This window comes from Stenotrophomonas sp. 22DLJC03 (genome assembly GCF_056861405.1).
The window spans coordinates 1,012,161-1,034,412 of record NZ_JBSPUG010000002.1; the positions used below are offsets into that span (position 1 = coordinate 1,012,161).

At 63.9% G+C, this 22,252-nt stretch carries 27 protein-coding genes and 1 pseudogene; 14 read left to right on the forward strand and 14 right to left on the reverse strand.

The features are described 5' to 3' along the window. The first annotated feature begins 271 nt into the window (after window positions 1-271). Window positions 272-1,312 carry an alpha/beta hydrolase gene (locus tag AC13GA_RS10500; protein ID WP_482998052.1) on the forward strand — a complete coding sequence of 347 codons (1,041 nt, stop codon included), beginning with the start codon at window positions 272-274 and terminating at the stop codon, window positions 1,310-1,312. Between the two features lie 103 nt (window positions 1,313-1,415). On the opposite strand, the gene AC13GA_RS10505 is transcribed toward AC13GA_RS10500, so the two are convergent. Continuing rightward, window positions 1,416-1,907, reverse strand: a complete 492-nt coding sequence (locus tag AC13GA_RS10505) for a MerR family transcriptional regulator (protein ID WP_482998053.1) — start codon at window positions 1,905-1,907, stop codon at window positions 1,416-1,418. Between AC13GA_RS10505 and AC13GA_RS10510 the strand changes: the two genes are divergently transcribed. Beyond that, window positions 1,906-2,535, forward strand: coding sequence for a cation efflux transmembrane domain-containing protein (locus AC13GA_RS10510; RefSeq protein ID WP_482998054.1), 630 nt, complete (start codon window positions 1,906-1,908; stop codon window positions 2,533-2,535). The genes AC13GA_RS10505 and AC13GA_RS10510 overlap by 2 nt on opposite strands. 44 nt (window positions 2,536-2,579) lie before the next feature. Here the strand turns inward: AC13GA_RS10510 and AC13GA_RS10515 are convergent, their stop codons facing one another. After that, window positions 2,580-3,533, reverse strand: coding sequence for an alpha/beta fold hydrolase (locus AC13GA_RS10515; RefSeq protein WP_482998055.1), 954 nt, complete (start codon window positions 3,531-3,533; stop codon window positions 2,580-2,582). A gap of 168 nt (window positions 3,534-3,701) precedes the next feature. Between AC13GA_RS10515 and AC13GA_RS10520 the strand changes: the two genes are divergently transcribed. From AC13GA_RS10520 to AC13GA_RS10535, 4 genes are all read left to right on the forward strand, one after another. After that, window positions 3,702-4,271 (forward strand): TetR/AcrR family transcriptional regulator, encoded by a 570-nt coding sequence (locus tag AC13GA_RS10520; protein ID WP_482998098.1) that lies wholly within the window; start codon window positions 3,702-3,704, stop codon window positions 4,269-4,271. A 61-nt stretch (window positions 4,272-4,332) separates the two neighbouring features. Continuing rightward, the gene (locus tag AC13GA_RS10525; protein ID WP_482998056.1) at window positions 4,333-4,809 is read left to right on the forward strand and encodes a nuclear transport factor 2 family protein; all 477 of its coding nucleotides are present in this window, start codon (window positions 4,333-4,335) and stop codon (window positions 4,807-4,809) included. A 140-nt stretch (window positions 4,810-4,949) separates the two neighbouring features. Beyond that, window positions 4,950-6,047: a hypothetical protein gene (locus AC13GA_RS10530; protein ID WP_482998057.1), complete on the forward strand. Its 1,098-nt coding sequence runs from the start codon at window positions 4,950-4,952 to the stop codon at window positions 6,045-6,047. A 61-nt stretch (window positions 6,048-6,108) separates the two neighbouring features. Then, window positions 6,109-6,840 (forward strand): hypothetical protein, encoded by a 732-nt coding sequence (locus AC13GA_RS10535; protein WP_482998058.1) that lies wholly within the window; start codon window positions 6,109-6,111, stop codon window positions 6,838-6,840. Between the two features lie 17 nt (window positions 6,841-6,857). On the opposite strand, the gene AC13GA_RS10540 is transcribed toward AC13GA_RS10535, so the two are convergent. The 6 genes from AC13GA_RS10540 to AC13GA_RS10565 all read right to left on the reverse strand — a co-directional run bounded on the left by AC13GA_RS10540 (window position 6,858) and on the right by AC13GA_RS10565 (window position 10,961). Next, on the reverse strand, window positions 6,858-7,328 hold the full coding sequence (locus AC13GA_RS10540; RefSeq protein WP_482998059.1) for a hypothetical protein: 471 nt from the start codon (window positions 7,326-7,328) through the stop codon (window positions 6,858-6,860). Further along, window positions 7,329-7,685 carry a hypothetical protein gene (locus AC13GA_RS10545; protein WP_482998060.1) on the reverse strand — a complete coding sequence of 119 codons (357 nt, stop codon included), beginning with the start codon at window positions 7,683-7,685 and terminating at the stop codon, window positions 7,329-7,331. Between the two features lie 457 nt (window positions 7,686-8,142). Beyond that, window positions 8,143-8,898 (reverse strand): tetratricopeptide repeat protein, encoded by a 756-nt coding sequence (locus AC13GA_RS10550; RefSeq protein ID WP_482998061.1) that lies wholly within the window; start codon window positions 8,896-8,898, stop codon window positions 8,143-8,145. A 173-nt stretch (window positions 8,899-9,071) separates the two neighbouring features. Next, window positions 9,072-9,560 (reverse strand): YybH family protein, encoded by a 489-nt coding sequence (locus AC13GA_RS10555; protein ID WP_482998062.1) that lies wholly within the window; start codon window positions 9,558-9,560, stop codon window positions 9,072-9,074. A gap of 26 nt (window positions 9,561-9,586) precedes the next feature. Then, window positions 9,587-10,573 (reverse strand): zinc-binding dehydrogenase, encoded by a 987-nt coding sequence (locus tag AC13GA_RS10560; RefSeq protein WP_482998063.1) that lies wholly within the window; start codon window positions 10,571-10,573, stop codon window positions 9,587-9,589. Window positions 10,574-10,583: 10 nt separating this feature from the next. After that, window positions 10,584-10,961: a YybH family protein gene (locus AC13GA_RS10565; protein ID WP_482998064.1), complete on the reverse strand. Its 378-nt coding sequence runs from the start codon at window positions 10,959-10,961 to the stop codon at window positions 10,584-10,586. A 132-nt stretch (window positions 10,962-11,093) separates the two neighbouring features. Here AC13GA_RS10565 and AC13GA_RS10570 point away from each other — a divergent pair. Both AC13GA_RS10570 and AC13GA_RS10575 read left to right on the forward strand, forming a co-directional pair. Next, a pseudogene (locus tag AC13GA_RS10570) lies at window positions 11,094-11,249 on the forward strand (helix-turn-helix domain-containing protein); the annotation flags it as partial. A gap of 124 nt (window positions 11,250-11,373) precedes the next feature. Continuing rightward, window positions 11,374-11,889 (forward strand): LysR substrate-binding domain-containing protein, encoded by a 516-nt coding sequence (locus AC13GA_RS10575; RefSeq protein WP_482998099.1) that lies wholly within the window; start codon window positions 11,374-11,376, stop codon window positions 11,887-11,889. Between the two features lie 149 nt (window positions 11,890-12,038). On the opposite strand, the gene AC13GA_RS10580 is transcribed toward AC13GA_RS10575, so the two are convergent. The 3 genes from AC13GA_RS10580 to AC13GA_RS10590 form a co-directional block, all read right to left on the reverse strand. Next, window positions 12,039-12,473: a hypothetical protein gene (locus tag AC13GA_RS10580; RefSeq protein ID WP_482998065.1), complete on the reverse strand. Its 435-nt coding sequence runs from the start codon at window positions 12,471-12,473 to the stop codon at window positions 12,039-12,041. A 1,009-nt stretch (window positions 12,474-13,482) separates the two neighbouring features. Further along, entirely contained in the window at window positions 13,483-13,605 is a 123-nt protein-coding gene (locus AC13GA_RS10585; RefSeq protein WP_315974298.1) for a hypothetical protein, read from the reverse strand. A gap of 211 nt (window positions 13,606-13,816) precedes the next feature. Then, window positions 13,817-14,278, reverse strand: a complete 462-nt coding sequence (locus AC13GA_RS10590; RefSeq protein ID WP_295380820.1) for a DUF6265 family protein — start codon at window positions 14,276-14,278, stop codon at window positions 13,817-13,819. Window positions 14,279-14,367: 89 nt separating this feature from the next. Here AC13GA_RS10590 and AC13GA_RS10595 point away from each other — a divergent pair, with 89 nt between their 5' ends. The 4 genes from AC13GA_RS10595 (at window position 14,368) to AC13GA_RS10610 (ending at window position 18,286) form a co-directional block, all read left to right on the forward strand. Beyond that, window positions 14,368-14,580 (forward strand): hypothetical protein, encoded by a 213-nt coding sequence (locus tag AC13GA_RS10595; protein ID WP_482998066.1) that lies wholly within the window; start codon window positions 14,368-14,370, stop codon window positions 14,578-14,580. A 15-nt stretch (window positions 14,581-14,595) separates the two neighbouring features. Next, a complete protein-coding gene (locus tag AC13GA_RS10600; protein WP_482998067.1) occupies window positions 14,596-15,216 on the forward strand; it encodes a helix-turn-helix domain-containing protein in 621 nt (206 codons plus the stop codon). Between the two features lie 316 nt (window positions 15,217-15,532). Next, window positions 15,533-17,728, forward strand: coding sequence for an AsmA family protein (locus tag AC13GA_RS10605; protein WP_482998068.1), 2,196 nt, complete (start codon window positions 15,533-15,535; stop codon window positions 17,726-17,728). A gap of 72 nt (window positions 17,729-17,800) precedes the next feature. Further along, window positions 17,801-18,286 (forward strand): TspO/MBR family protein, encoded by a 486-nt coding sequence (locus tag AC13GA_RS10610; protein WP_482998069.1) that lies wholly within the window; start codon window positions 17,801-17,803, stop codon window positions 18,284-18,286. 29 nt (window positions 18,287-18,315) lie between these two features. Here the strand turns inward: AC13GA_RS10610 and AC13GA_RS10615 are convergent, their stop codons facing one another. From AC13GA_RS10615 to AC13GA_RS10625, 3 genes are read right to left on the reverse strand one after another with little or no spacing between them, the layout of a single operon-like run. Continuing rightward, the gene (locus tag AC13GA_RS10615) at window positions 18,316-18,999 is read right to left on the reverse strand and encodes a Rossmann-fold NAD(P)-binding domain-containing protein (protein ID WP_482998100.1); all 684 of its coding nucleotides are present in this window, start codon (window positions 18,997-18,999) and stop codon (window positions 18,316-18,318) included. 21 nt (window positions 19,000-19,020) lie between these two features. Next, window positions 19,021-19,701: a ChrR family anti-sigma-E factor gene (locus tag AC13GA_RS10620; RefSeq protein ID WP_046982939.1), complete on the reverse strand. Its 681-nt coding sequence runs from the start codon at window positions 19,699-19,701 to the stop codon at window positions 19,021-19,023. Beyond that, the gene (locus AC13GA_RS10625) at window positions 19,698-20,321 is read right to left on the reverse strand and encodes a sigma-70 family RNA polymerase sigma factor (protein ID WP_482998070.1); all 624 of its coding nucleotides are present in this window, start codon (window positions 20,319-20,321) and stop codon (window positions 19,698-19,700) included. The genes AC13GA_RS10620 and AC13GA_RS10625 overlap by 4 nt, the downstream gene beginning before the upstream one ends. Window positions 20,322-20,451: 130 nt before the next feature. On the opposite strand from AC13GA_RS10625, the gene AC13GA_RS10630 reads away from it, so the two are divergent. Together AC13GA_RS10630 and AC13GA_RS10635 are read left to right on the forward strand one after the other, a co-directional pair. Continuing rightward, window positions 20,452-21,219: a hypothetical protein gene (locus AC13GA_RS10630; protein WP_482998071.1), complete on the forward strand. Its 768-nt coding sequence runs from the start codon at window positions 20,452-20,454 to the stop codon at window positions 21,217-21,219. Between the two features lie 81 nt (window positions 21,220-21,300). Then, window positions 21,301-22,251 (forward strand): acyl-CoA desaturase, encoded by a 951-nt coding sequence (locus AC13GA_RS10635; RefSeq protein ID WP_482998072.1) that lies wholly within the window; start codon window positions 21,301-21,303, stop codon window positions 22,249-22,251. The last annotated feature ends 1 nt before the right edge of the window (window position 22,252 follow it).

A 22,252-nucleotide genomic window follows, 5' to 3' on the forward strand; every position in this document is an offset into this window, starting at 1 on the left:
CTCGACCCTCGAGCCAGTCGCTTGCCATGGACAGCAGCGCCTCCATCACCAGCAGAGAGCCAGTTGCCGGAGCGGGAGGAGGCGAGAAAACAAGGAAGTCTGACGAAACCGTGCAATGGCGAATCCTCTGGTGACTCTCCAGCCAAAGGCGTCCACTTTGATGCTGCAGTGCACACAGAAAAACACGGTCCAGCTAGTCCCATCCGGCTATAGGTCGCCAACGCAACTCGACGCACACTTCGCCACGTAAAGGCCGACGGGAGGGCGTGATATGAGTCTGCATGTGGGGAAACTGCGCGGGCTGGCAGTGCTTCTGTTCCTGCTTAATCCCTTGCTCGCGGGCGCGCTGCCGGCAGCGCCGCCCGCACCGGCACCCGAGGTGGTTCCGCTGTGGCCGCAGGGCCACTGGCAGCAACGCGCACGTGGCCCGGAACGGATCGGTATCGAGGGCAGCGCAAAGGGCGCTGTCTCGGGAATCAGTAACGCGCGCATGGAGATCTACCGACCACTGAAACCGAACGGGACAGCCGTGGTGATCTTCGGCGGTGGTGGTTACTTCCGCATCCAGATCGGCAGCGCTGCCAAGCCGACGGCGCAGTGGCTGCAGTCGCTGGGTGTCACGGCCGCCGTGGTCTACTACCGGCTGCCCGCTGATGGGTGGGCACCGGTCTCGCCCTTCCAGGATGGCCAGCGCGCCATGCGGCTGCTGCGCGCGCAGGCGGCAAGCCTGGGGGTCGATCCGGAGCGCATCGGCGCATTGGGCTTTTCCGCGGGGGGCAATCTCGCCGGTATCGTTGCCACGCGCTTCGATGCCCCGTTGTATCCGCCGGTGGATGCAGCCGACCAGCTGTCCGCGCGCCCTGACTTCCTTGGCATGATCTATCCGGTCGTTTCAATGCGCGCGCCGCTGGACCAGACCCGGTCGAAGCGGGAGCTGGCGAGTCTGGACGACGCACAGCAGGCCTATTCGGTCGAACAGCACGTGCGCAAGGACATGCCGCCGGTGTTCCTGGCCCAGGCCGTGGATGATCGCACCGTGGATGTCGGCCACAGCGTGGCCATGTACCAGGCCACGCATGCGGCAGGCATTCCGGTGGAGCTGCACCTGTTCGAAGCCGGAGGTCACAGCTGGGGGTTGGGCAAGCCCGGGACATTGGTCGCGCAGTGGCCGCGCCTTTTCGCCAACTGGGCACGCAGCCACGGCTACCTCGGGCCGCCGCCTGCGCGGCTGCCGCCGCACGATGCCAACGCGATACCCACGGCTGCAGCTCAGCCACCGCGCTCGCTGGACGATGACGGCGCGGGCGACTGAGCCGCGCACTGTCAACAAGGTCGGCAACGCGCAGGGCCGGATTCCGGCAACACCGTCGGCGTGCGAGCGCAGGTTTCGTTCTGATGTGGATGGGGCAGCAGGGTCATGGCTGCGGCTGAAGGGCTTCCAGCACCCTGCAATCGGCCACGCGACCGCCCGGGCAATTGCCGATCATTCGCTTCAGTTCGCCCTGCAGCGCCTGCAGGTCATGGATCCGGCGCGTGATATCCGCGATGTGCGCTTTCACCACGTCGTCCACCGAACTGCATTCGTGTTCGCGCTGCTCACCAAAGGCGACCAGCTCGCGGATCTGCTCGATGGAGAAGCCAAGCTCGCGGGCGCGGCGCACGAATGACAGACGCCGCTGGTCCTGGGCGCTGTAATAGCGGTAGTTGCCGTCCGACCGCAGCGGTGGCTGAAGCAGGCCGATCTTTTCGTAATAGCGGATGGTTTCGGCCTTGGTGCCGGTCTGGCGGGCCAGCTGGCCGATGGTGAGGTGGGCGGACACGGGCTTGACCTTGTAGTGGCTACAGGGTTGATAACGACTATCCCAACCTTTTTCAAGCCCGGCCACAGCCTGGCGGGAGTCATCCATGGACCACTGCTGCGGCCACAAGCGCCGGGAACTGGAAGCGTTGGCCCTCCACAGTGCGCAGCGGCGCGTACTGGTGGCGGTACTCATCATCAACCTGGCGATGTTCTTCATCGAGTTCGGCGCGGGCATCGTGGCGCGCTCCAGCGCCCTGCAGGCCGATGCAGTGGACATGCTGGGCGATGCGATCGTATACGGCCTGAGCCTGTGGGCAGTGAAGCGGGGAGCGCGCTGGGAGGCCGGCGCAGCCCTCGCCAAGGGGCTGCTGATCCTGGGCTTCTTCGTGTTCATCGTGGTGGAGGTGGTCGGCAAGCTGGCCCACGGCGTTCCGCCTTCCAGTGGCTTGATGCTGGGGTTCGGAGCCATCGCGCTGGTGGCCAATCTGGTGTGCCTGGCACTGCTGTGGCGGTTCCGCGCGCTCAACATCAACATGAAAAGCACCTTTGCGTGCTCGCGCAACGACGTCGCCGCCAATATCGGCGTACTGGTGGCTGCCGGTGGCGTTGCGCTGACCGGACGCGGCTGGCCGGATATCGCGGCGGGCGTGGTCATCGCGCTGCTGTTCCTGAAGTCCGCGATTGGCGTCATCAGCGAAGCGTGGCCCGCGTGGCGTGCGGCTGCGAAAGCGTGAGGTGATGGAAAGGGCTCCGGCGAGATGCCAGAGCCCCAGGGGACTCACTTTTCCTGCAGGAACGTCAGCAGGTCCTGGTTGACGCGATCCTTGTGCGTGTCAGTCAGGCCGTGCGGCGCACCCGGGTACACAATCAGCCTGGCGCCCTTGATCAGCTTCGCCGACTGGCGGCCGGAGATGTCGATCGGCACGATCTGGTCGTCATCACCGTGGATGACCAGGGTGGGCACATCGAACTTCTTCAGGTCGGCGCGGAAATCGGTGGCCGAGAACGCGGCAATGGAGTCGTAGGTGTTCTTGTGGCCACCCTGCATGCCCTGTGCCCACCATGCATCGATCAGACCCTGCGATACCTTCGCGCCTGGGCGGTTGAAGCCGTAGAACGGGCCGGACGGGATGTCCTTGTACAGCTGTGCGCGGTTGTCCATCTGCGCCTTGCGGATGCCATCGAACACTTCGATCGGCAGGCCGTTCGGGTTGTCGGCGGTCTTCAGCATGAGCGGCGGCACCGAGCTGATCAGCACGGCCTTCTTCACCCGGCCGGTGCCATGGCGGCCGATGTAGCGCGCCACTTCGCCGCCACCGGTAGAGAAGCCCACCAACGTCACGTCATGCAGATCGAGCGTGTTGATCACCGTGGCCAGGTCATCGGCGTAGTGATCCATGTCGTTGCCGTCCCACGGCTGGCTGGAACGGCCGTGGCCACGACGGTCATGGGCAATGACGCGGTAGCCGTGGTTGGCCAGGAAGATCATCTGCGATTCCCAGCTGTCCGAGTTCAGCGGCCAGCCGTGGCTGAAGGTGACGACCGGGCCGTCCTTCGGGCCCCAGTCCTTGTAGTAGAGCTGCACGCCATCGGCGGTGGTGATGTAGCTGGCGGTGCGCGCGATGCTGGTGATCGGCGCCGACTTGGCCGGTTCGGCGGCTTGGGCGGACAGGCCGGCCTGGACCGGGAGGGCGAGGGCGGCAATGGCCAGGGTGCGGGCGAAAGTGTTCATGCAGGGCGTCTCATGGTTGGGTGGTGAGACGTACTTTGCGACCTAAATCGGGCGTCTGGATGATGGAATGTACGCATTTCTTGATAGATCGTCTTGCATGGATGTGTGCACCCGAAACGCCGCCCATTGCCTGTTGACAAGGTGGAACGAGCGTTCTACCTTGGCATCGTGAACACAATCACCACCGATACCCAACAGAAGATCCTGGCCACGGCCGAGGCGCTGATCTACCAGAACGGGATCCATGCCACCGGCATGGACCTGCTGGTGAAAACCTCCGGCGTTGCCCGGAAGAGCATCTACCGCCACTTCGAAAACAAGGACCAGGTAGCCGCAGCTGCGCTGAGCGCGCGCGATACTCGTTGGCTTCAGTGGTTCCAGCACGAGTGCAACAAGGCCGACACCGCGGAAGCGCGCATCCTCAGCATGTTCACCGTGCTCAAGGGCTGGTTCCAGTCCGAGGGCTATCGCGGCTGCGCCTTCATCAATACCGCGGGCGAGGTTGGCGATCCCGACGATCCGATTCGCCACATCGCCAAACATCACAAGCAGAAGCTGCTCGATTACACGCTGGAGCTCACCACGCAACTGGATATCAAGCAGCCGGAAGCACTGGCGCGGCAGCTGCTGGTTCTCATGGAGGGCGCCATCACCGTTTCGCGCGTGATGGGCGACTACACCGCCGCAGACACTGCAAGGGATGTTGCAAAGGTGTTGTTGGAGCAGGCCAGGCGCTGACGCCTGAGTCATCAAAACCCGTCGAAGCACCCCGTTCATCCACTTGATTGGAGGCTCCACCGTGTCCACTGAAGCACCCCGTCCGCCGCTGCCGCCGTTCACCCTTGAATCGGCCATCGAGAAAGTGCGCCTTGCCGAGGATGGCTGGAACTCCCGCGATGCCGACAAGGTCGCGCTGGCCTATTCGCTCGATACCCGCTGGCGCAACCGCGCCGAGTTCACCCACGGCCGCGAGGAAGCGCGGCAGTTCCTGGCCCGCAAATGGAAGAAGGAACTGGACTACCGTTTGATCAAGGAACTCTGGGCCTTCAGCGGCAACCGTATTGCCGTGCGCTACGCCTATGAGTGGCACGACGACTCCGGCAACTGGTTCCGTTCCTATGGAAACGAGAACTGGGAATTCGGAGCGGATGGCCTGATGGAGCATCGGTTCTCGAGCATCAACGACATGCCGATCAAAGAAGGCGAGCGCAAGTTCCATTGGCCGCTGGGGCGTCGCCCGGATGATCACCCAGGGCTCTCTGATCTGGGCATGTGAGCACGGCTGACCGACGTTCGCTTCACCCTCCATTGCGTAACCTGCACGCCGCAGCACGTCATGCCTCACGTTGAGGCATAACGCGCACCAAGGCTGGAATCGAGTGTTTTCACTCGCAGAACAGGAGGCAGGACGCGACCGTGAAGGCAGTTCCCATCATCATCGCAGCAGCACTGGCCGCGCCATCGCTCGAAGCGCGCGCGGCCAGCGAAGACCGCAACACAGCGCCTCATTTCGATCTCGGTGGCGCCGTTCGATTCAACTATGGTTGGCTCGATTACGGGCCCACCAGCCGCCTGCAGCTGGAGCTGCTTCGCGCCGACATCGACGCCGGCAGCGGGCCTTTCTCCTTCTCCGCGCAGTACCGCTGGTACGACGGCTTCGATGCCATCCACCATGCCTACGCAGGCTGGCAGTTCACCGACGCCACGCAGCTGAAGGCTGGTATCCAGCAGGTACCTTTCGGGCTGCTGCCCACGGTCTCGCAGAGTTTCTGGTTCGGGTCCGGGTACTACCTGGGCATCGAGGACGACTACGACCCCGGCGTTGTGGTGCTCCACCAGGCCGGCAAGACCACCTGGCACCTCGGCTGGTTCTCGGGTGACGAATACGGAACCGGGGCGCGCTACGACCGCTATTCCTTCGATGTGGCGCAGACCGATGCGTTGCCGTATCGCGAACGGCAGCGGTTCAATGTACGCGTCGAGCAATCGCGCGACTGGGCAGGCGGCGAGCTGCTGGTCGGCGCATCGGCCTTCGCAGGAAAAGTGCAGAACACCCGCAGCCGCCGCCATCACGACCATCAGGCCGCCGCCGTGCACGCGCAGTGGAAGCGCGATGGCTGGACCACCCAGCTGCAATGGGCGCGGTACCGCTACAACGTGCCCGGCGAGCGCATCGCGCTGTCGGCGTTCCAGGCCCCGTTTGAAATCGCGGCCGAGGCCGATGTGCCCAGCGCCAACGTCGCCTATTCCTTTGGCCCGCGCGGCTGGCTGGACGACCTGACCTGCTACAACAACCTCAGCATGACGCACCCGGTGGGGCACAGCAGCGGGGTGCGCGACTCCTGGCAGAACGTTACCGGCTGCAGCCTACAGAAGGGCGTGATGCTCACCTATGTTGACTGGATTGCAGGCCGCAACATGTGGTTTGCCGGCGGCGATGGCATTGGCATCAACAGTGGCGGCCCGTCGCGCTGGCATTCGCGGCTGAACCTCAATATCGGGTTCTATTTCTGAAAGCTGCTGCGCGTCGGCTACGATGCTACGGCCGGTATCGTAGCCGGGGGCAGGGGACGCAATGGACATGCAGGCAGGGGGCGGACTCGATTCGCCGGCAAAGGCCGATTCGCAGGAACTGACTTTCCACTGGCTTTACCAGCGGGTGCAGGGGTTGGTTGAGCACAGCATCTACCCGAAGGCAGGCAGGGTGGAGACGTGGGCGTTTCGCGTTGGCTTGGCCGCCGCGATCGTTGGCATTCTCTGTGGCCAGTTGCCTGATCGGTGGCTACCCGTCAGTGTGGTGTTGCAAGTGGTTGTTGCGTGCCTGGCCATCGAGATCGGTGGGTTCGTCGTTGGAGGCGCCCTGGCCGCCCGCAGAGGCATTCGTCAGTTCAGCCAGCCACGTCTCTCGCACGCCAAGGAAATGGACGGCGACTTCGCCCACTGGCAAACGGTGGTTACCGAGCTTCGCGACTTCCCCCGTGTCGAGCGCGAGCGACGCCTTCGCTATGTCAGCACGCTGCGGACCAACATGATCGAGCGCATGGGCATGATGTATGGCGGCCTGCAGCGGCTTGGGCCGTTTCCACTGTTGATTGCGCTCTATCTGCAGTTCCGGGGATGGAAATGGGGTGACTGGGCTGGCGCATTCGACGTCAGCCTTGTCGGCGCATTGTTGATCTTCGCCATGGTGCTGCTGTACCTGCTGGGCTGGATGCTGATCAGCATGCGCACACGCCTGGACACTTACGTGGCCTTGCTGGAAGGATCCATCCAGGAACCGGAGCAGTCGCAACCCGCACCTCTGTAGAGTCGAGTCATGCTCGACTACTGCGGGCCGCATCGCGACGCATCAGGCACCTTGGCGGCGAAAATCTGCAGCACCCGATCCATCAGAACAGGCTCCGGCACACCAGCCAGCACCTGTTCCAGATAATCCAATGGCTCCAACTGCCATTGGTGGATTGCCCGCATCTGCAGAACTGCGGGCGCCCGCTGCTTCGCATCCAGTGATGCCTGCAACAGCACATGCGGCGAGCGCCTCTCCAGCCACAGCACCGGAACGCCTTTGCAGTGAATCTGGAACGAGGCATCCCGATGTTCTTCGACGAACTGGAAGCCCTGTCGTGGCCGAGACTCCACCAACTGCATCGCCTGGCGGCGCAGTTGTGAGAATCGATCGTCGTTGATGCTTTGGAACCCGATGGGAGATGGCAGTGGGGGCACCAGCCACCGCGTCTGTGCCGCAACCACCGCCACGAGGCACAGCGCAGTGGCCGCCCAGCAGTACCGCGCCACTCAGTCGTCCGGCCGTACTCGTGTGCTGGCGTGCGCCGTAAGTCCCAGCCCAGCCATGATCAGCCCCTCTATGACGCGCGGGCCAACGTATTGCTCCAACTCGCCGTTCTCGCGGGCACGCTGTGCGGCCAGCAGGATTTCCAGCACCACCCGAAGGCCGGCCAAGGAGCAATCGGCGTCCGCCAGGGCAATGCGCCGCCCGGGCATCTGATGGCGCTCCGGCCAGGGCTGGCCATCGGAGGCAGCGCCGGAGCCGATGCTGTGCAGCAGGGCGATGAGCGTGTTCGGATCCAGTGCGGAGCCGTTGGCGGGCACGTCGTGGATCGGGTGTGGGGCAGGGGAGTGGGGCTGGGTCATGGCTGGGCTCCTTGCGTGCATGCAGAAGCCGCCACCGATAAAGGTGGCGGACGGTGCGTGGCTCGAAATCCGGTACGCGACTATGACCGGTGGGCACAAGGCCCCCACGCACCGCCCGCCATAACCGGCCGACGGATTGCCAGCCGGCACCATAAAGCTTGGTGCCGGCTGGCAAGCGCAAACTACAGTCGCGTTACCGGGATTTCGAGCCCCGGCCACCGATGTATTGGTGGCATCAGAAGGAATACGCTCGGTTGTGTGCGTTGCCAATGCAGTAAGGCCGATGCCGTCACTACTTTCAACATTTTCAGAATCGTTGCATGCGGCACGAGGGGGCAGCCGCCTTGCGCTGCAATGCTTTCGGCGCTATCGGTGGCGCAGGCCTGCGGACTGTCGGCATCCGCCCGGCGAGGTCATGAGCGAGGCGGATGCGACAGGATTGAAAGGCTGCCAGACGTCAGTAGCTCTTCATCGCGGCCTTGGTTCGCTCCAGCCAAGCGGCATTGTGGCTGCGCGCGTGGCGCGACCAGTGTTGGGCATCGTCGATGATGCTGGCGAACAGACTGCGGGCCTGCTCGCGGTCGGCGGGCTGCGGTTGTGTCATCAGCCATTCGGCATACAGGCAGCGGGCGGCCGCATCGTTTCCGCATTCGACGGCGCGCTCGAACGCGGCGCGGGTGCCAGTTGCTTGGGCGGCGGCCAGTGCCTGTGCATAGAGCAGGGTCTGTTCCGGCTTGCGGCGCGCATCTGGATGACGGGCGAACAGGCCGTCCAGCGTCTCAACTGCAAGCGCGGCGTGCCCGGACTCGAGGCGGGCGCGCGCCAGACCGGTAAGGATGTAGGGGTCGTCACCCAGTGGCGAGCTGGCCGCCTGCTCAAGCAGGGTCCTGGCTTCCTCCGCTTGGCCTGCATCCAGCAGCGTCATGCCGAGGCGAACCCGGTTCTGCACGGTGGGCGTTCGCGACAACTCAGCGCGTGCGTTACGCAGGCCCTGGCCCGGGTCCATGAGCTGCTTGGCGGAGCGGATTGCCTGCCGTGCGCCGCGCGAGTTGCGGGCTTCCGGGAAGTAGATCGCAAGGAAGTAGACGACGCTGCCGAGTAGCGGGAACGAGAACAGCAGGATCAGCCAGTAGAGGCTCTGGCCCGAGCGGATGGCGTGCACCGCGAAGTAGATGGCCGCCAGTACGTGGAGTCCGATTCCGATATAGGGCATGTGTGCCGCCTCGTCCTTGTGGGGTTGGCACTATAGTGGGGGAGGGGTGGGGCGCCAATGGGGTGGTGCCAATCGGGCGTGACGCGTCACGTTAATGGGGCGGGCTCTGCGGTGCAGAGCGCTGCATGTCACCACGGGGTAAGGGATTGAAGAGAAGTGTTCATGCTCATGGCTCACGGCTGACGCGGAGGATTGGTGGTGGAGAAGATGTAACGGGCGAATTTCCATTGCCCATCCTTGCCACGGTGCAGCAGGAAGATTTCCTGATTGGCTTCCGCCCCCGCCGATCCATCCTTGGCCAGTACCTTTACCGTTCCGTTGGAACGCGTGCGGGCGAATGCCCAGTCACGCGATAGCGGCTGGATTTCATCAATGGTGAAGTCGATGCTCAACCGGATGGTCTTGAAGATCTGCTGATAGGCAGATCGAATTGCTCCGGCTCCCGCGACCGGCAGACTGTGCTGCGGCATGAAGACCGCATTGTCCGAGTAGAGACGCATTACCGCGTCGACGTCAGAGCTGTTGAGCGCCTGCTCATAGCGCTCAAGCTGGCGGGTGATTGCCGTGGTGTCCGGGCTTGGCATGGCAGTTTTGCCAGAGGCCAGAGCTGCGAAAGGAGACAGAGCCAGTAGAACGGCGAGTGAGGCGAAATAGGTACGCATGGGATTTCTCCATTATCTGTGAGAGGTCAAAGCTGTACGACGAACTTGCCGACGGCCGCATTGCTTTCCATCAGTCGATGGGCCTGCCGGACGTCGTCGAAATCAAAGGTCCTGGTACGCAACGATGGGATCCGGCCGGCGGCGATCTCCTGCGCAATCCAGCGAAGCGGGGATTCGCTCAGCGGCAATGCTGCGGTTCCAAGCAGTCCACTCGGGAAGAAGTTCAGATGGACCGCGCCAGGAAGGTCCTGCATCAGGTGGAACGACTCGAGTACCGGTGCACCCCCCAGAAGGCCGATGACCGATGCTCCGCCAAAGGGGCGAAGCGCTTTGACCGAGTCTCGCAGCGTCGCTGCGCCGACAACCTCCAGCACGGCGTCCACGCCGACCGGGATCGACCGTCGAACCAGGGCCGCGATCTCTCCGGTATCGACGATGACCTCGTCAGCACCCGCGTCCTTCAGCCGCGCTTCGTTGCTCACCGTGCGCGTGGTGGCAATGACATTCAGTCCACGTGCCTTGGCGTAAGCAACGCTGGCCATGCCGACTGCCGACGTGGCACCTCGCACCAGCAAGGTCTGCCCGCTCTGGATCCGGAGGCTGCGATCCAGCGCACCCCAGGCTGTCAGATAGGACTCGGGCAGTGCCGCCAGCTCGTCCCAGGCAAGGTCGATACCGTCAAGTGAGATGAGATTCTGCGCAAGCACGCTCACCTGTTCGGCATAGCTGCCTGGGCGGCTGAACTGCAGTCCGCCCATCGCCGTTGCGACCCGCTGTCCCGTGCGGAAGGTGCCGCTCGGATCCCGGATGACTTCACCCACGGCCTCGATACCGGGTACAACGGGGCTATCGATCGGGCCCATCTTGCCTTGGCGTCGATAGACCTCGGCACGATTCAACCCGAATGCGCGGACCCTGACGAGCACCTCATCGTTGTTGCTCTCGGGTGCGCCAATGTCGCGCAGCTGCAGAACCTCTGGGCCGCCGGCCTGTTCAATCACATATGCCTTCATGACGGATTCCTCAGGAGCGCGGCTGATTGGTGGCGAACAGGTAGCGATGGATCTTCCACTCGCCGGCCTCCAGGCGGAACACGAACAACTCGTTGTTGCCCTCAGTCACCTCGACGCCGGCGGCCAGGATTCGGGTGCGGCCGGCCGAGCTCGTGCGCACCCACGCCCACTCGCCAACATGAACGACTTCGTGGATGTCGAAGGTCACATTGAGCTTGATGGTGGCGAATACCAGCTCATAGCCCGCACGTACGGCCTCACGCCCCTCTAGAGCAGGCGCGTTCTGCGGCATGAAGACCGGTTCGGCGCTATAGAGACTCAGAATGGTGTCGGTGTCTCTGCCATTCAGGGCGGTTTCGTAGGACTTGAGAACTGCTGCAATAGACATGGGATGTTCCAGTTGGCTCACCGGGGATCGGTGGCGTGGAGCAACTTTGCGGGTTTCACAAATGAGATAGAATCCTCATATTTGAGATCGCTCCTGCCATAAATGAGAGGCTAGATCGTGGACTTGAACGCCGTGCAGATGTTTGTCGCAGTGGTGCAGGCCGGAAGCATTTCGGCTGCAGCCGAGCGACTCCAGCTGCCTCTGCCTACCGTGAGTAGGCGGGTTCGGGAGCTTGAGCGCGAGTTGAACGTTCAGCTGTTGGAGCGGTCGGCTCGAGGCACCCGCCTGACCGACGCCGGCGCACGCTTGTACGAGCACGCGGTGCGCGGGATTGAACTGCTCGCCGAGGCACAGCAATCCGTGGTCAGTGACCAGGCGCGCCTGAAGGGACGCCTGAGGTTGTCACTTCCACCTGCGTTCGAGCCTTGGTGGGAGCTGCTGTCGCGGTTCCAGCTGCAATACCCGGACATTCAATTGCAGGTGCACACCACCGAATCGCCATTTGCTGGTTGCGTCTCCAGCACTGATAGAGCGTCTTGGGGTTCCGGGATCGATCGACGATCTTCATCAATTCCCGTGCGCCACTTGGGTCTTAGGTGCAAATGCACGGGGTCGTTGGCTAATCGGGGGGCACGACGTTGAGCCTCGCAGTGTCCTCGCCACGAACGACTATGCACATCTGCGCAGCCGCGCTCTGGCCGGAGACGTCGTGACCGAGCTGCCCCCCTTCCTGGCGGCAGATGCAATTCGCACGGGTGACCTCGTGGAACTGTTGCCTCAGTGTCCATTGCCCCAGCAGCAGATTCACCTGCTGTATCCCTCGCATCGGCATCCTTCGTCAATCATCAGAACCTATTTGGACTTCTGCCAGGCCGAGATCTCATTGCTCAGCAAGGACTGGCTGCAGCAAGGAGAGGTACGTGCCTGATCTATCCCATGTGAGTAGGGGTTGCAGCGACTACCTGTCTAACGGCCAAAGGTGGGCGGGCACACTAGTAGCTCTGAGGGCACGACTTGAGGCCGATCCGTTCGTCGTGTCCGCTATTGGCCAGAAGCGGACATCAGCGGGGCAGGAGGTTAGGAAGATTTATCGGGGTAGAACCCGGTGAATGGCTCCGCTGCCGGGAGCAGTGAATCCTGATTCAGCAGATCGATAGTGAATTGATCTTCATCCAATTCGATCTCCAGGAATTCGTCCTTATAGCCTAGCTCGACGGAAGACACCTCACCGTGCACCCCAGTCAAGCGGCGCAGTGAGTCATTGATCCGCCAGAGCAGCATGTCCTTCATTGCTTTTGAGAGATGGGAGCGGACATGCACATTTGACTTGATTGCCTCGAAGGAGCGCTCCACCAAAGCGGTGAAGAACTCCGCCGAGGGAGCTGCCGACTCAGTAAGACACTTCAAGTACTGGGGCAGGGCGCTCGCCTGAACAAAGTGCACCAAGGCGGACAGCTCTCTTCGATTGACCATATAGCGGGAAAGATGCGTGATCCCGTCTATTTCGGTCACAGTCGGCGAATTCCCCTGTAGAAGACATCAACCAAGGGAGCATCCACGATGGACAGCAAGGTGAAGTGATACAGCCGCTTTGTTCTTTGCCCTGTTCGGCAAAGACTCCATATCCTTCTTGCAGCTTGCGAGCACGACCGAGGCCACCTCCAAGTCTTTATTTGTAACAGTCCTGTAGGCAATGAGATCGAGCTCTCGAGCACGCCCATCCACATCGTCTGCGTAACCCGGCGAGCTTCTGATTAACGTGACGCATCACGGGTAACGATCTCGCGGCGAAAGGACCCAGCCCCCATCAGCATCCATCTGTCTGTATGGCTTTCCAGCAAAGCACTGCACAGCACTGGCCGGGAGGTCGCCACACCGAGAGCCGGGAAGGTTCTCCCACCCACCTTCAATTCGACGGAAGAACATCCCATTGATACAGCGCAGACCCTGCGCTTTCTGGGGTGGCTGTGCCTGCAGGCGTTCGGGAGGCGTCGATGGCGTCGAACTGACAGCTGTCGACCGCTCAGGCCTCGCCGTCGACGACTGCTCAGTGGCCTCGATAGATCGCCGCACACCTTCAAAACGCTCACTCCAGGCACTGTTAGTCCGGCCAAGCGTAAGCACGCCGATGGTTGTAAGGCTCACCAGAGTCAAAAATCCGGTGATCAGCCACGGGAAATTCCAGCGCCTTCGCTCAATCGGCGGAAGGTACTCAGGCCGTTCGCGCTCCATACGCCCCCCAATCACGTCCAGACTGCAGGGGCAGCGCCCCTACGGAAGCGCCTTACACGCGCTGGCGCGGTCTCGGCCCACGACTCATGTAGACCACATTGGATGCCTCGGCGTCGGAGCCGGGATCACGTACGCCGAACCGTCGCTCTCGGCGAATTCTGAGAGCTTCGGCTAGGTAGATGACGCTGGATTTCGCCGTGGTCGAAGCTTCCCGTGAAGCTGAGGTCCGGGGAGCCGCCTCAGCCATCATCAGACGCCATTCCCGTGCGATGTTGCAGGTCAGGGACCATCAGGTCATGTCGCAAGGCTCCAACTGATGACCCTCAGGGGTGAACATGTGCCCAGCTTGGAATCCGAAACCGGCCCAAGGGCCGGTCAGTTCGATGCGATCATGGGGATCGATCTTGCTCATGCTGCAATCTCATCCTTGTTGGGGGAGCCAACAGGGAGGCAAGAGCCAAGCCAGAGTCGGAACCATTGCCAAGCGGAGCCCACGAACCGGATCACGCCCGATACAGCATTTCGCATAATGTATATTATGTTCAAATCAGAACTGCCGCCCAGCAGGCGGGAGCCTCCCCGGCCCTGAGATCCCGGACCTCAGCCCTGGACAGCCTTCCCACTCACTCTCCGCAGCGCCGATAGTCAAACGGAATCCGCAGCAGCTTCCCATCCTCGCCCGGTCCAGAGATGCTCGCCTGCAATGACTCGCCATCCCGCCGGTACTCGATGCGATTTGGGAAGTCATGCTGCGGATTCTCAAAGACCACCCAGTCCTCACCATGCCCGGCAATAACGAATGTCGTCGGCGCCACGCCATTGGGTTGCACGTGCAGGCCAGCCGCTTTGCCTGCAGACACCAGACGCATGTACTCGAATGATTCCATGTCGCCGTGGTTCAGCGTGCGCGACATGCCAAGCAAGGCGCCACCGGCCTCGGGCAGCCAGACCTCATCAAGCCTGCGCTCCTCGGAGCCGCCACACCAATGCCCGGCCAGCCAGTCGAACTCGGCCGGCGCCGCCACGGCCGCGCCACTTCCCAACGCCAATCCTGCGCCCAGCACAACCATCTTCGACTTCAACATGCCCTGGCCTCCTGGATGGGTTGGCCGCAGCTTAGCGGCGTGGCACTTGGGGCGCTTGTAAAAACGCGCAGGATGGCGTCCGATGCCGCATGGACTACTGCGAACACCCGGCCCCCGACGACCTCCGCCGTCACGTCCAGTGCATCTGGTGGCTGCAGGACGACGCTCCCGGAAATGACGTGCAGGTCATCTATCCCGATGGCCGGTGCGAGTTGCTGGCCGAACTTGGCGTGCCGCTGCAGCTGCATGGCGCAGATGGCCGGATCCGTTCCGATCTGCCGTTCTGTTTCGCGGCACAGTAGTCAGGGCCTATCCGTTTGCAGGCCGCTGGTGCGGTGTTCTGTGTTGGTGTGCGGCTGCAGCCGGCCGCGAGCGCCCTGGTTGCCGGCACCTGCTTGCCTGGACTTCGCGACCAGGCGCCAGATCTGTACACACTTGATGCCTCCTTCGCCGAGATCTTCAGTGCCGCCGCACGCGCCAGCGCGGCGACCAATACACCCGCGCCTCTCTGGCAGCTCCTGCGGGATCGGTGTGCTAGCTTCCCCCTGGACGAGCGCGTCGAACAAGCGGTTGCGGAGCTGGATGCGACGGAGGGCGATCTGCGCATCGCCGAGTTGGCACGGCAGCTTGGTATGTCCCTGCGCGGCCTGCAATCCCGTTTCCTGGCCGCCGTGGGCATGACACCAAAGGAATACGCCCGTGTGCGCCGCCTGCAGGCGTTGCTGCGCACATTGGATGGAGAAACCATGACCATCGCTTCCGCCGCTGCGCGCCACGGTTACAGCGATCAGGCCCATGCCACGCATGATCTGGTGCGCTGGACGGGTGTCACGCCCGCCCGCCTGGTCCACGCGCTGCGGGGCGATCGCGGTAGCGACGATGCGCTGCGGCTGGCCGCCGCCTTCGTGCGCGGAACCAGTGGCGGCCGCTCACTGTGAGCCCCCTGCTCCACGTCGTCCTACAGACACCTGTGCATCACATATACATCGACCAGGCCCAGCTACCGATGTCGGAACGCCGCCGGCAGCATAAGATCCCGGCCTGGAAGCGGCCGGCAAATGGCGGTCTTGAAGATCGCCCACATGGCACCGAAGTCATCCGCGATGGCAGCTCGGATCTCCATGCGACTCCTGCAGATCTGGCGTGAGAATCAAGGCGGACACCAGCAGAACCGCGCTGCGGTCGTGCCTGCTTCACGCGCCACCGCCATCAGTTCCGCAATAGTTGAGCAGATTCCGGCCTCTAGAGCAGTACATGCCCCCTACTCCCGCACGCACTCCACACCGGTTCCGCCGATGGCGCGTCGCTGGCTACAGCCTGCTGGGCGTGTACTTGCTCTACCTGCTGGCCGGCAACATCTTCCTCAACACCCCACTGTTCGACCAGGTCACCAACCGCAAGCCGCATAAGTTCGTGATGACTACCGGCCCGGCCATCACGCTGCTGCCCGGCCACGTCATTGCCTGGAACGTGCACATGCGCGGCCACGTCAACCACACCGTCTACGTGCTGCACGCCGAGCGTGCCAGCGCTCGCTTGGCCGTGCTGCCCCTGTTCCGCCGCGAAGTGAGGGTTCCCCGATTGCAGGCCACAGGCGTGTCTGCCGAGATCAGTCGTGTCGAGGACGCCATTCCGTCGCCCCCACGCAGCGACCAGGGCTGGACCCTGCGCTTCGACGCCATCCACAGCGACAGCATCCGCAGTGCCCGTCTCGGCAAGCTGCTGATCATCGGCAAGGGCCAGGGCACGGTTGGCTTCCTCAAGCAGCTGCGCGGCGGCCCGTCCGAACTGTTCGATTCCGAGGTCTCGTTCAGCAAAGCAGACACCAGCTATGACGGCGTGCAGCTGCTGGGCAACATGGATCTGAGCGCGCGCTTCAGCTATCCGCGCCACTATCGCGACCAGGCGCCCGGCCTTGCAAAGTTGAAGTTGCTGCATGCACAACTTGATGTGGACGCGCGCAGCCAGGGCCTGCGCATGGATACGGACGCGCAGACGCCCCGCATCTCCAGCTCGCCGGTTCCCGGTCGCCTGCAACTGGCGGTCCACCTGTTGGACGGCCAGTTGCAACCTGGTGACCATGCGCTCTGGCAGGTTCCGCTCTACCTCGGCGACGGCGCGCCAGATCGTGGCGTGCTGGCCCTGCAGCTCAATGTGGCCAACGACATGCGGCTGCAGGCACGCCTGCCGCCACGCCCGGACTCGGCCGCCGGCATCGATGCCGACCTGTACATCACCGGGCGCGAGATTCCATTCCAGCACCCTGCCCAGCTGCTGGAACGCAGCTCCGGCACTGTGCGCGGCGAATGGACCTTCACCTCGCTCAACTGGATCCCTGCCCTGTTCGTACGCAAACCGTGGCTGCAGCTGGATGGCGGCGGCACGCTGAAGGCGGATCTACGCCTGCGCAATGGTGAGCTGATCGAAGGCAGCACCGTGGATATTCCCTCGGCCGCAGCCGTGGCCGAAGTGGCCGGCGTGCGTCTGGCCGGCACAGCCAGCGCGCATGGCGAGCTGAAGGCCGGGACACCCACTCAGGCACAGCTGGCGATCCGGCTGCCGCGCTTCACCGCGCGCTCCAGCGACGCCAGGAACGTGCGGCTGTTCGATGGCCGCGACCTGGCCGTGGACCTTACCGGCGACGGCCGCCTGCAGGAACTGCGCAAGGGCGTTCGCGCGCGGCTGCGCTTCAGTGAAGCGACCATCCCGGACCTGGCCGCCTACAACCGTTACCTTGGCTCTCAACAGGTGCGGCTGCTGCGCGGCACCGGCAGCCTCAGCGGTGACGCCACGCTCGACACCGACGGCCGCGTTGGCCACGGCACCGCGCGCCTGCAGGGCCGCAATGCCAGCGCGAAGGTTGCGGGCCTGGACATGGGCGGCGACCTCGACGTAAATGCCACGCTTCGACGCGGCGACTTCAACCAGCGCCACTTCGATCTGTCCGGAACCACGGTGGAACTGCGCAATGTGCAGGTGGCGGGCAGCGAGCGCACTACGGCGTGGAAAGGACGCGCCGCCTTCAAGCGCGGGCGCATCGATGCGCAATCGCCGTTCCAGGTGGATGCCACCACCGACCTGACCTTGAGTGACGCACGGCCACTGCTGGCACTGTTTGCCGAACGCACCGACTACCCGCGCTGGACCTTGTCCCTGCTGGATTCAGGGCAGATCGATGCGCAGGCCACGCTGCGCTGGCGCCCGGGTCACCTGGTGATCGACGGCCTGCAGGCCGAGAACGATCGTCTTTCGGTGCGTGCGCGGCTGGATCTGCTGGAACAGCGCAAGCGTGGCGATCTCTACCTGCGCTGGGGACTGCTCGGCGCCGGCATCGAGCTGGATGGCGACCATCGCCAGTGGCATCTGGCCAAGGCACGCGAGTGGTTCGATCAGCAGCCTTCACTGTTGCCGACGAGCCAGGGAACAGGCGCCGCCAGGTCTTCGGACTGAAGGCGCCCGTACCGCATCCATCTGCCGCGCTTGTGCGTATGCGTCGGTATACGTATTCAGGAGATTCATGCAATGAAGAGGAGCACGCAAGGAGTTGGCCTGATGGGCTGGATCGCGATCACGTTTGCCGCTGCTGCGCTGGGCGCTTGGGCCTCGACGTCAGCCGCCAGCTTCTATGCCAACCTCGTACTGCCCTCCTGGGCGCCTCCGGCCCGTGTGTTCGGTCCGGTGTGGACCCTGCTCTACGCGATGATGGCCATTGCGGCGTGGCTGGTCTGGCGTGAACGCGGCTGGCGCGGGGCCCGTCCAGCACTGTCGCTCTATCTGTTGCAGCTGGCCATCAATGCACTATGGAGCTGGCTGTTCTTCGGCTGGAAGTTTGGCGCGCTCGCCTTCGCCGACATCCTGGTACTGATCACGCTGGTGTGCACGATAATCGTTGCCTTCGCGCGCATCCATCGCGGTGCCGCGGTGATGCTGCTGCCCTACCTGGCCTGGATTTCGTTTGCCTCGGCGCTGAACTTCTCGGTCTGGCAGGCCAATCCCGCTGCACTGTAATCGCTCCGCTTGCCTCAGGCCTGCGGGAATCAGGCCACCGGGTCGCCTTCGCCAGCGGCGATCCGGTTGATCTGAGCGCACTCCACCGTCGCGGGCGGGTTGCTCATGCCGGCCAGCGCGATCATCGCCTGGCCCAGTGCAAGATTGCTGGTCACCAGCCCAGGGGTAATCACCCCTGCCAGTTTCATCAGCGGTGCACCACCCCAGTACAACGGTTTCAGCACGGCATGCCGGGTACCGGTGCCCGCCACCGGGCGGACGCCACCAGGGCGCAGCATGACTGTCCGGATCGGTAACGCACGCAATGCTTGCTCGGTTTCGCCCTTGATCCGCAGCGGCATGATCCGGCTTTGCGGGTCCGCGCCTGCGCCAGACACATACAGGAAGCAACCGCGGGGGTTCGCAGCGGCCCAGGCGCGCGCGACGGCGAGCGTGGTATCCAGGGTCACCCGCCGGTACTCAGCCTCGGCAGTGCCCACAGGTGGCGCGCCTGCGCAGTACAGGCAGGCGTCGTAGCCAACCAGATCATCGCGCTGCTCATTGATGCGCAGGAAGTCCGGCACCACCAGCTCGTCACCGGCGACGGCAAGGCTGCCTTGATGCCGTACCAGAGCGGTCAGGCTGGCAACCCTTGGCGAAGTCTGGCAGGCCTTGGCCACGCCCTGCCCCACCAGCCCCGCGACACCGGTCAGCAACACGCGCATTCCCCTCATCTCGCTCATCGCAGCACCCCGCTAGAGCTTCACGAAGCGCTGGATCTTCCGCGCCAGCCAGCCGCTGAACACCAGCGGTGCGTCCAGTGCGGATACGCAGATGCAGGGCACGCCCGGCGCGGTCACCGGCTGGTGCTCCACGTCCTCATCCAGATCCGCCACGTCGCCCGGCGCGAACAACCCGAGGGCATCGTTGTAGGAGCCACGCAGGATCTGGGTCAGCTCACTGCGGCCATGGCTGTGCATGGGAAGGCATTTGCCGGGCGCGATCTTCAGCATGATCAGTGAAGGCATCTGTTCGGCGCGGATGCAATGCACCCCCGGCGCCATCCAGCGCCAGCGCAGGCCACTGAGCGAGGTGCCGAAGTAAGGATGCAGCGATGCCGGCAGATGATCGGGATCCGCTTCCGGCCGCTCTGGCGGTACTGGACGCGCCGGCGCTGCAACACTGATCGGCGACTCCGTAGTCAGGCGCCGCAACATCGCCTCTCGCATTACATCCCGACGCGCATCACCGTCGCCTTGCGGCGGCTGTGTCTGCTCCAGCAGCGCCGAACCGATCGCCTCGGCATCGCGCAGCCGCTGGCGGCACTGCGGGCACTGCTCCAGGTGCGTGCCGGCAACAATGCTCAGCGGCGCCGGCAACGCGCCCGCGGCATAGCTCATCAGGGTGGATTCGTGAAGGTGGTGGTGCGGATTCACAGCGCGCCTCCCACCTTGGATTGCAGTTGCAGGAACGCGCGCCGCAGATGCGATTTGACCGTGCCCAGCGGCATACCCAGCGCTTCTGCGATCTCGCCGTGGCTCTTGGCCTCGAAATAGGACATGCGGACCAGTCGCGCCTGCACCGCAGGCAGCTCGTTGATGCGCTGGCGCAGCCGGGCCTGGTCGGCGAACTGCTCGGCGCTGCTGCGCTCGACCACGTCTGCCGTCGCTGCGTACTGCACCGCAGCCTGCACCTGCATCCAGCTGCGCTCATGCCGTACCCGGTCGATGTGCAGGTTTCGCGCGATGCGGTACAGCCAGGTACTCAACGCTGCCTGCGCAGGGTCGTAGTCGGCTGCGCGCAGCCACAGCCTTAGCAGACACTCCTGCGCGAGCTCCTCGGCCACTGCCTCGGGCGCACCCAGACCGCGCAGATAGACACACAGGCGCGGCATGAAATGATCGTAGATGCGCATGAAGCAATCGCGGTCGCGCAGCCGCGCCACACCGTCCATGTCACCGGCCCAGTTCGTCGGCTCGCTGCTCGGCTGCTGGGAACTGGACACAATGCGTACGCTATCGAAGTTGAAGGCAGGGCTGGCGGCGTCAGGGTACATCTGCATTCGCGGCGGGCAGGTGAAGGTCTGTTGTCTCTACGGCTGGGGGCAGCGTTTGGATGCAGCCAGGCTGCGCATCCAGCCGCGCCTCTGCACCGTAAGCCTTGAGCCCCCCTACAGGTTGTCCCTCATGCGCACCATCTGGCTGTTGCTCTGCCTGCCCTGCACCGCACTGGCCAGCCCTTGGCTGCGCATCGAAGGTGTTGCCACCACGCCGCAAGGGGCTGCCGCCTATCGGGAACTGCACTGGCAGCGCTCCGCCCAGGACGGCTCCGAGCGCTGGGTGCTGTACCAATGTCCGGATGGACGCCCCTTCGCACGCAAGCACCTGCCCGCCACCTTGCAGGCACAGGCGCGCGGCTACACCCTGGAGGACAGGCGCAGCGGCCAGGCGGCGGAGGTAGTGGCCGACGGCGGAACGGTCGTGGTCGGCTGGAAGGAAGCCGCCGCCTCCGCACGGCGCCAGCGTCGCCTCACCCTGCCGGCAGATGCTGTGATCGACGCCGGATTCGATGCGGCAGTGCGCCTGCATTGGCCTGCCTTGATGCGTGGTGAGCGCGTCTCGCTGCCTTTTCTGGTTCCGGCGCGGCAACGCTTCTACCCGGTACAGGTGGTGCGCAGCGGACCGCTACGCTGGCAGGGTATCGATGCCCAGTCCATCGAGGTCAGCCTGGACACCTGGTATGGCGGCATCGCACCCCGCCTGTCGCTTGTCTATGCGAGCGCAGACCGGCGGCTGCTGGAATTTCGTGGTACCAGCAATCTTCGCGATGCGCGGGGCGGCTACCCACAAGTGGTGGTGCGGTTTGCTTCCCCGCCTCGTGAGAGCGCTGCGACCGAGTGGCAACGGGCATGGACGCAGCCACTCGTTGCCGACTGCGCCGTGACGCCCAGGTGAATCCCACGTGATCTGCACGGCGGTGCATCCATTGCGCGCCCTGGTGCGTAGAGGAAGACACGAATCCAGCCGAGATCCGTCATGGCCTCTGTAGCGCCCCTTCCCCGCCGAAGCCGTCGTCTCCTGCGTACATTGATGCGCTGGATCGACAGCGGCAGCGGCACCGATGCCAGCACGGGCCAGCCGGGCCGCATTGATTGGCTGCGTGCGGTGCCATTCGCGTTGATGCACGTAGCCTGCCTGGCGGTGATCTGGGTCGGCATCTCATGGACCGCAGTGATCGTGGCCGTTGCACTCTACGCAGTGCGGATGTTCGCGATCACCGCGTTCTACCACCGCTACTTCTCGCACCGCACCTTCCAGGCGTCGCGACCAGTGCAGTTCGTGTTTGCGGTGATCGGTGCCGCCAGCGTGCAGCGCGGGCCGCTGTGGTGGGCCGCCCATCACCGCCACCACCATCGCCATGCCGACCAACCCCTGGACCCGCACTCACCCCGCGAAGGGGGTTTCTGGCGCAGCCACATGGGCTGGTTCCTGACCCGTGAAGCCTTCGCCACCGATCTTTCGCGCGTACCCGATCTCGCCCGCTTTCCGGAACTTCGCTGGCTGGACCGCTTCGATACCGCGGTGCCGGTGCTGCTGGCTGTCGGCCTTTATGCTCTGGGTGCCGCGCTTGAACGCGGGGCACCCGGCCTGCATACCTCCGGACCGCAGCTACTGGTCTGGGGCTTCTTCATCTCTACCGTGGTGCTGTTCCATGCTACGGTCACCATCAACTCACTGGCGCACCGGTTTGGCCGCCGCCGCTTCGAAACCCGCGACGACAGCCGCAACAACCTCTGGCTGGCACTGCTCACCTTTGGCGAAGGCTGGCACAACAATCACCACTTCTTCCCGGGCACAGTCCGGCAGGGCTTCCGCTGGTGGGAGATCGATCTGACCTGGTACGGGCTGCGTGCGATGTCCGCAGTCGGCCTGGTCAAAGGACTCAAGCCGATTCCCGAATGGGTACTGGCCAAGGCGAGGTACTGAC

What these genes read in the sequence shown, in the direction of transcription:
- AC13GA_RS10500 (WP_482998052.1), top strand. Translation starts at nt 272, where the DNA reads ATGAGTCTGCATGTGGGGAAACTGCGCGGGCTGGCAGTGCTTCTGTTC.
- AC13GA_RS10510 (WP_482998054.1), top strand. Translation starts at nt 1,906, where the DNA reads ATGGACCACTGCTGCGGCCACAAGCGCCGGGAACTGGAAGCGTTGGCC.
- AC13GA_RS10505 (WP_482998053.1), bottom strand. Translation starts at nt 1,907, where the DNA reads ATGGATGACTCCCGCCAGGCTGTGGCCGGGCTTGAAAAAGGTTGGGAT.
- AC13GA_RS10515 (WP_482998055.1), bottom strand. Translation starts at nt 3,533, where the DNA reads ATGAACACTTTCGCCCGCACCCTGGCCATTGCCGCCCTCGCCCTCCCG.
- AC13GA_RS10535 (WP_482998058.1), top strand. Translation starts at nt 6,109, where the DNA reads ATGGACATGCAGGCAGGGGGCGGACTCGATTCGCCGGCAAAGGCCGAT.
- AC13GA_RS10545 (WP_482998060.1), bottom strand. Translation starts at nt 7,685, where the DNA reads ATGACCCAGCCCCACTCCCCTGCCCCACACCCGATCCACGACGTGCCC.
- AC13GA_RS10550 (WP_482998061.1), bottom strand. Translation starts at nt 8,898, where the DNA reads ATGCCCTATATCGGAATCGGACTCCACGTACTGGCGGCCATCTACTTC.
- AC13GA_RS10555 (WP_482998062.1), bottom strand. Translation starts at nt 9,560, where the DNA reads ATGCGTACCTATTTCGCCTCACTCGCCGTTCTACTGGCTCTGTCTCCT.
- AC13GA_RS10560 (WP_482998063.1), bottom strand. Translation starts at nt 10,573, where the DNA reads ATGAAGGCATATGTGATTGAACAGGCCGGCGGCCCAGAGGTTCTGCAG.
- AC13GA_RS10565 (WP_482998064.1), bottom strand. Translation starts at nt 10,961, where the DNA reads ATGTCTATTGCAGCAGTTCTCAAGTCCTACGAAACCGCCCTGAATGGC.
- AC13GA_RS10585 (WP_315974298.1), bottom strand. Translation starts at nt 13,605, where the DNA reads ATGAGCAAGATCGATCCCCATGATCGCATCGAACTGACCGGCCCTTGG.
- AC13GA_RS10590 (WP_295380820.1), bottom strand. Translation starts at nt 14,278, where the DNA reads ATGTTGAAGTCGAAGATGGTTGTGCTGGGCGCAGGATTGGCGTTGGGA.
- AC13GA_RS10595 (WP_482998066.1), top strand. Translation starts at nt 14,368, where the DNA reads ATGGACTACTGCGAACACCCGGCCCCCGACGACCTCCGCCGTCACGTC.
- AC13GA_RS10605 (WP_482998068.1), top strand. Translation starts at nt 15,533, where the DNA reads ATGCCCCCTACTCCCGCACGCACTCCACACCGGTTCCGCCGATGGCGC.
- AC13GA_RS10610 (WP_482998069.1), top strand. Translation starts at nt 17,801, where the DNA reads ATGAAGAGGAGCACGCAAGGAGTTGGCCTGATGGGCTGGATCGCGATC.
- AC13GA_RS10615 (WP_482998100.1), bottom strand. Translation starts at nt 18,999, where the DNA reads ATGAGGGGAATGCGCGTGTTGCTGACCGGTGTCGCGGGGCTGGTGGGG.
- AC13GA_RS10625 (WP_482998070.1), bottom strand. Translation starts at nt 20,321, where the DNA reads ATGTACCCTGACGCCGCCAGCCCTGCCTTCAACTTCGATAGCGTACGC.
- AC13GA_RS10630 (WP_482998071.1), top strand. Translation starts at nt 20,452, where the DNA reads ATGCGCACCATCTGGCTGTTGCTCTGCCTGCCCTGCACCGCACTGGCC.
- AC13GA_RS10635 (WP_482998072.1), top strand. Translation starts at nt 21,301, where the DNA reads ATGGCCTCTGTAGCGCCCCTTCCCCGCCGAAGCCGTCGTCTCCTGCGT.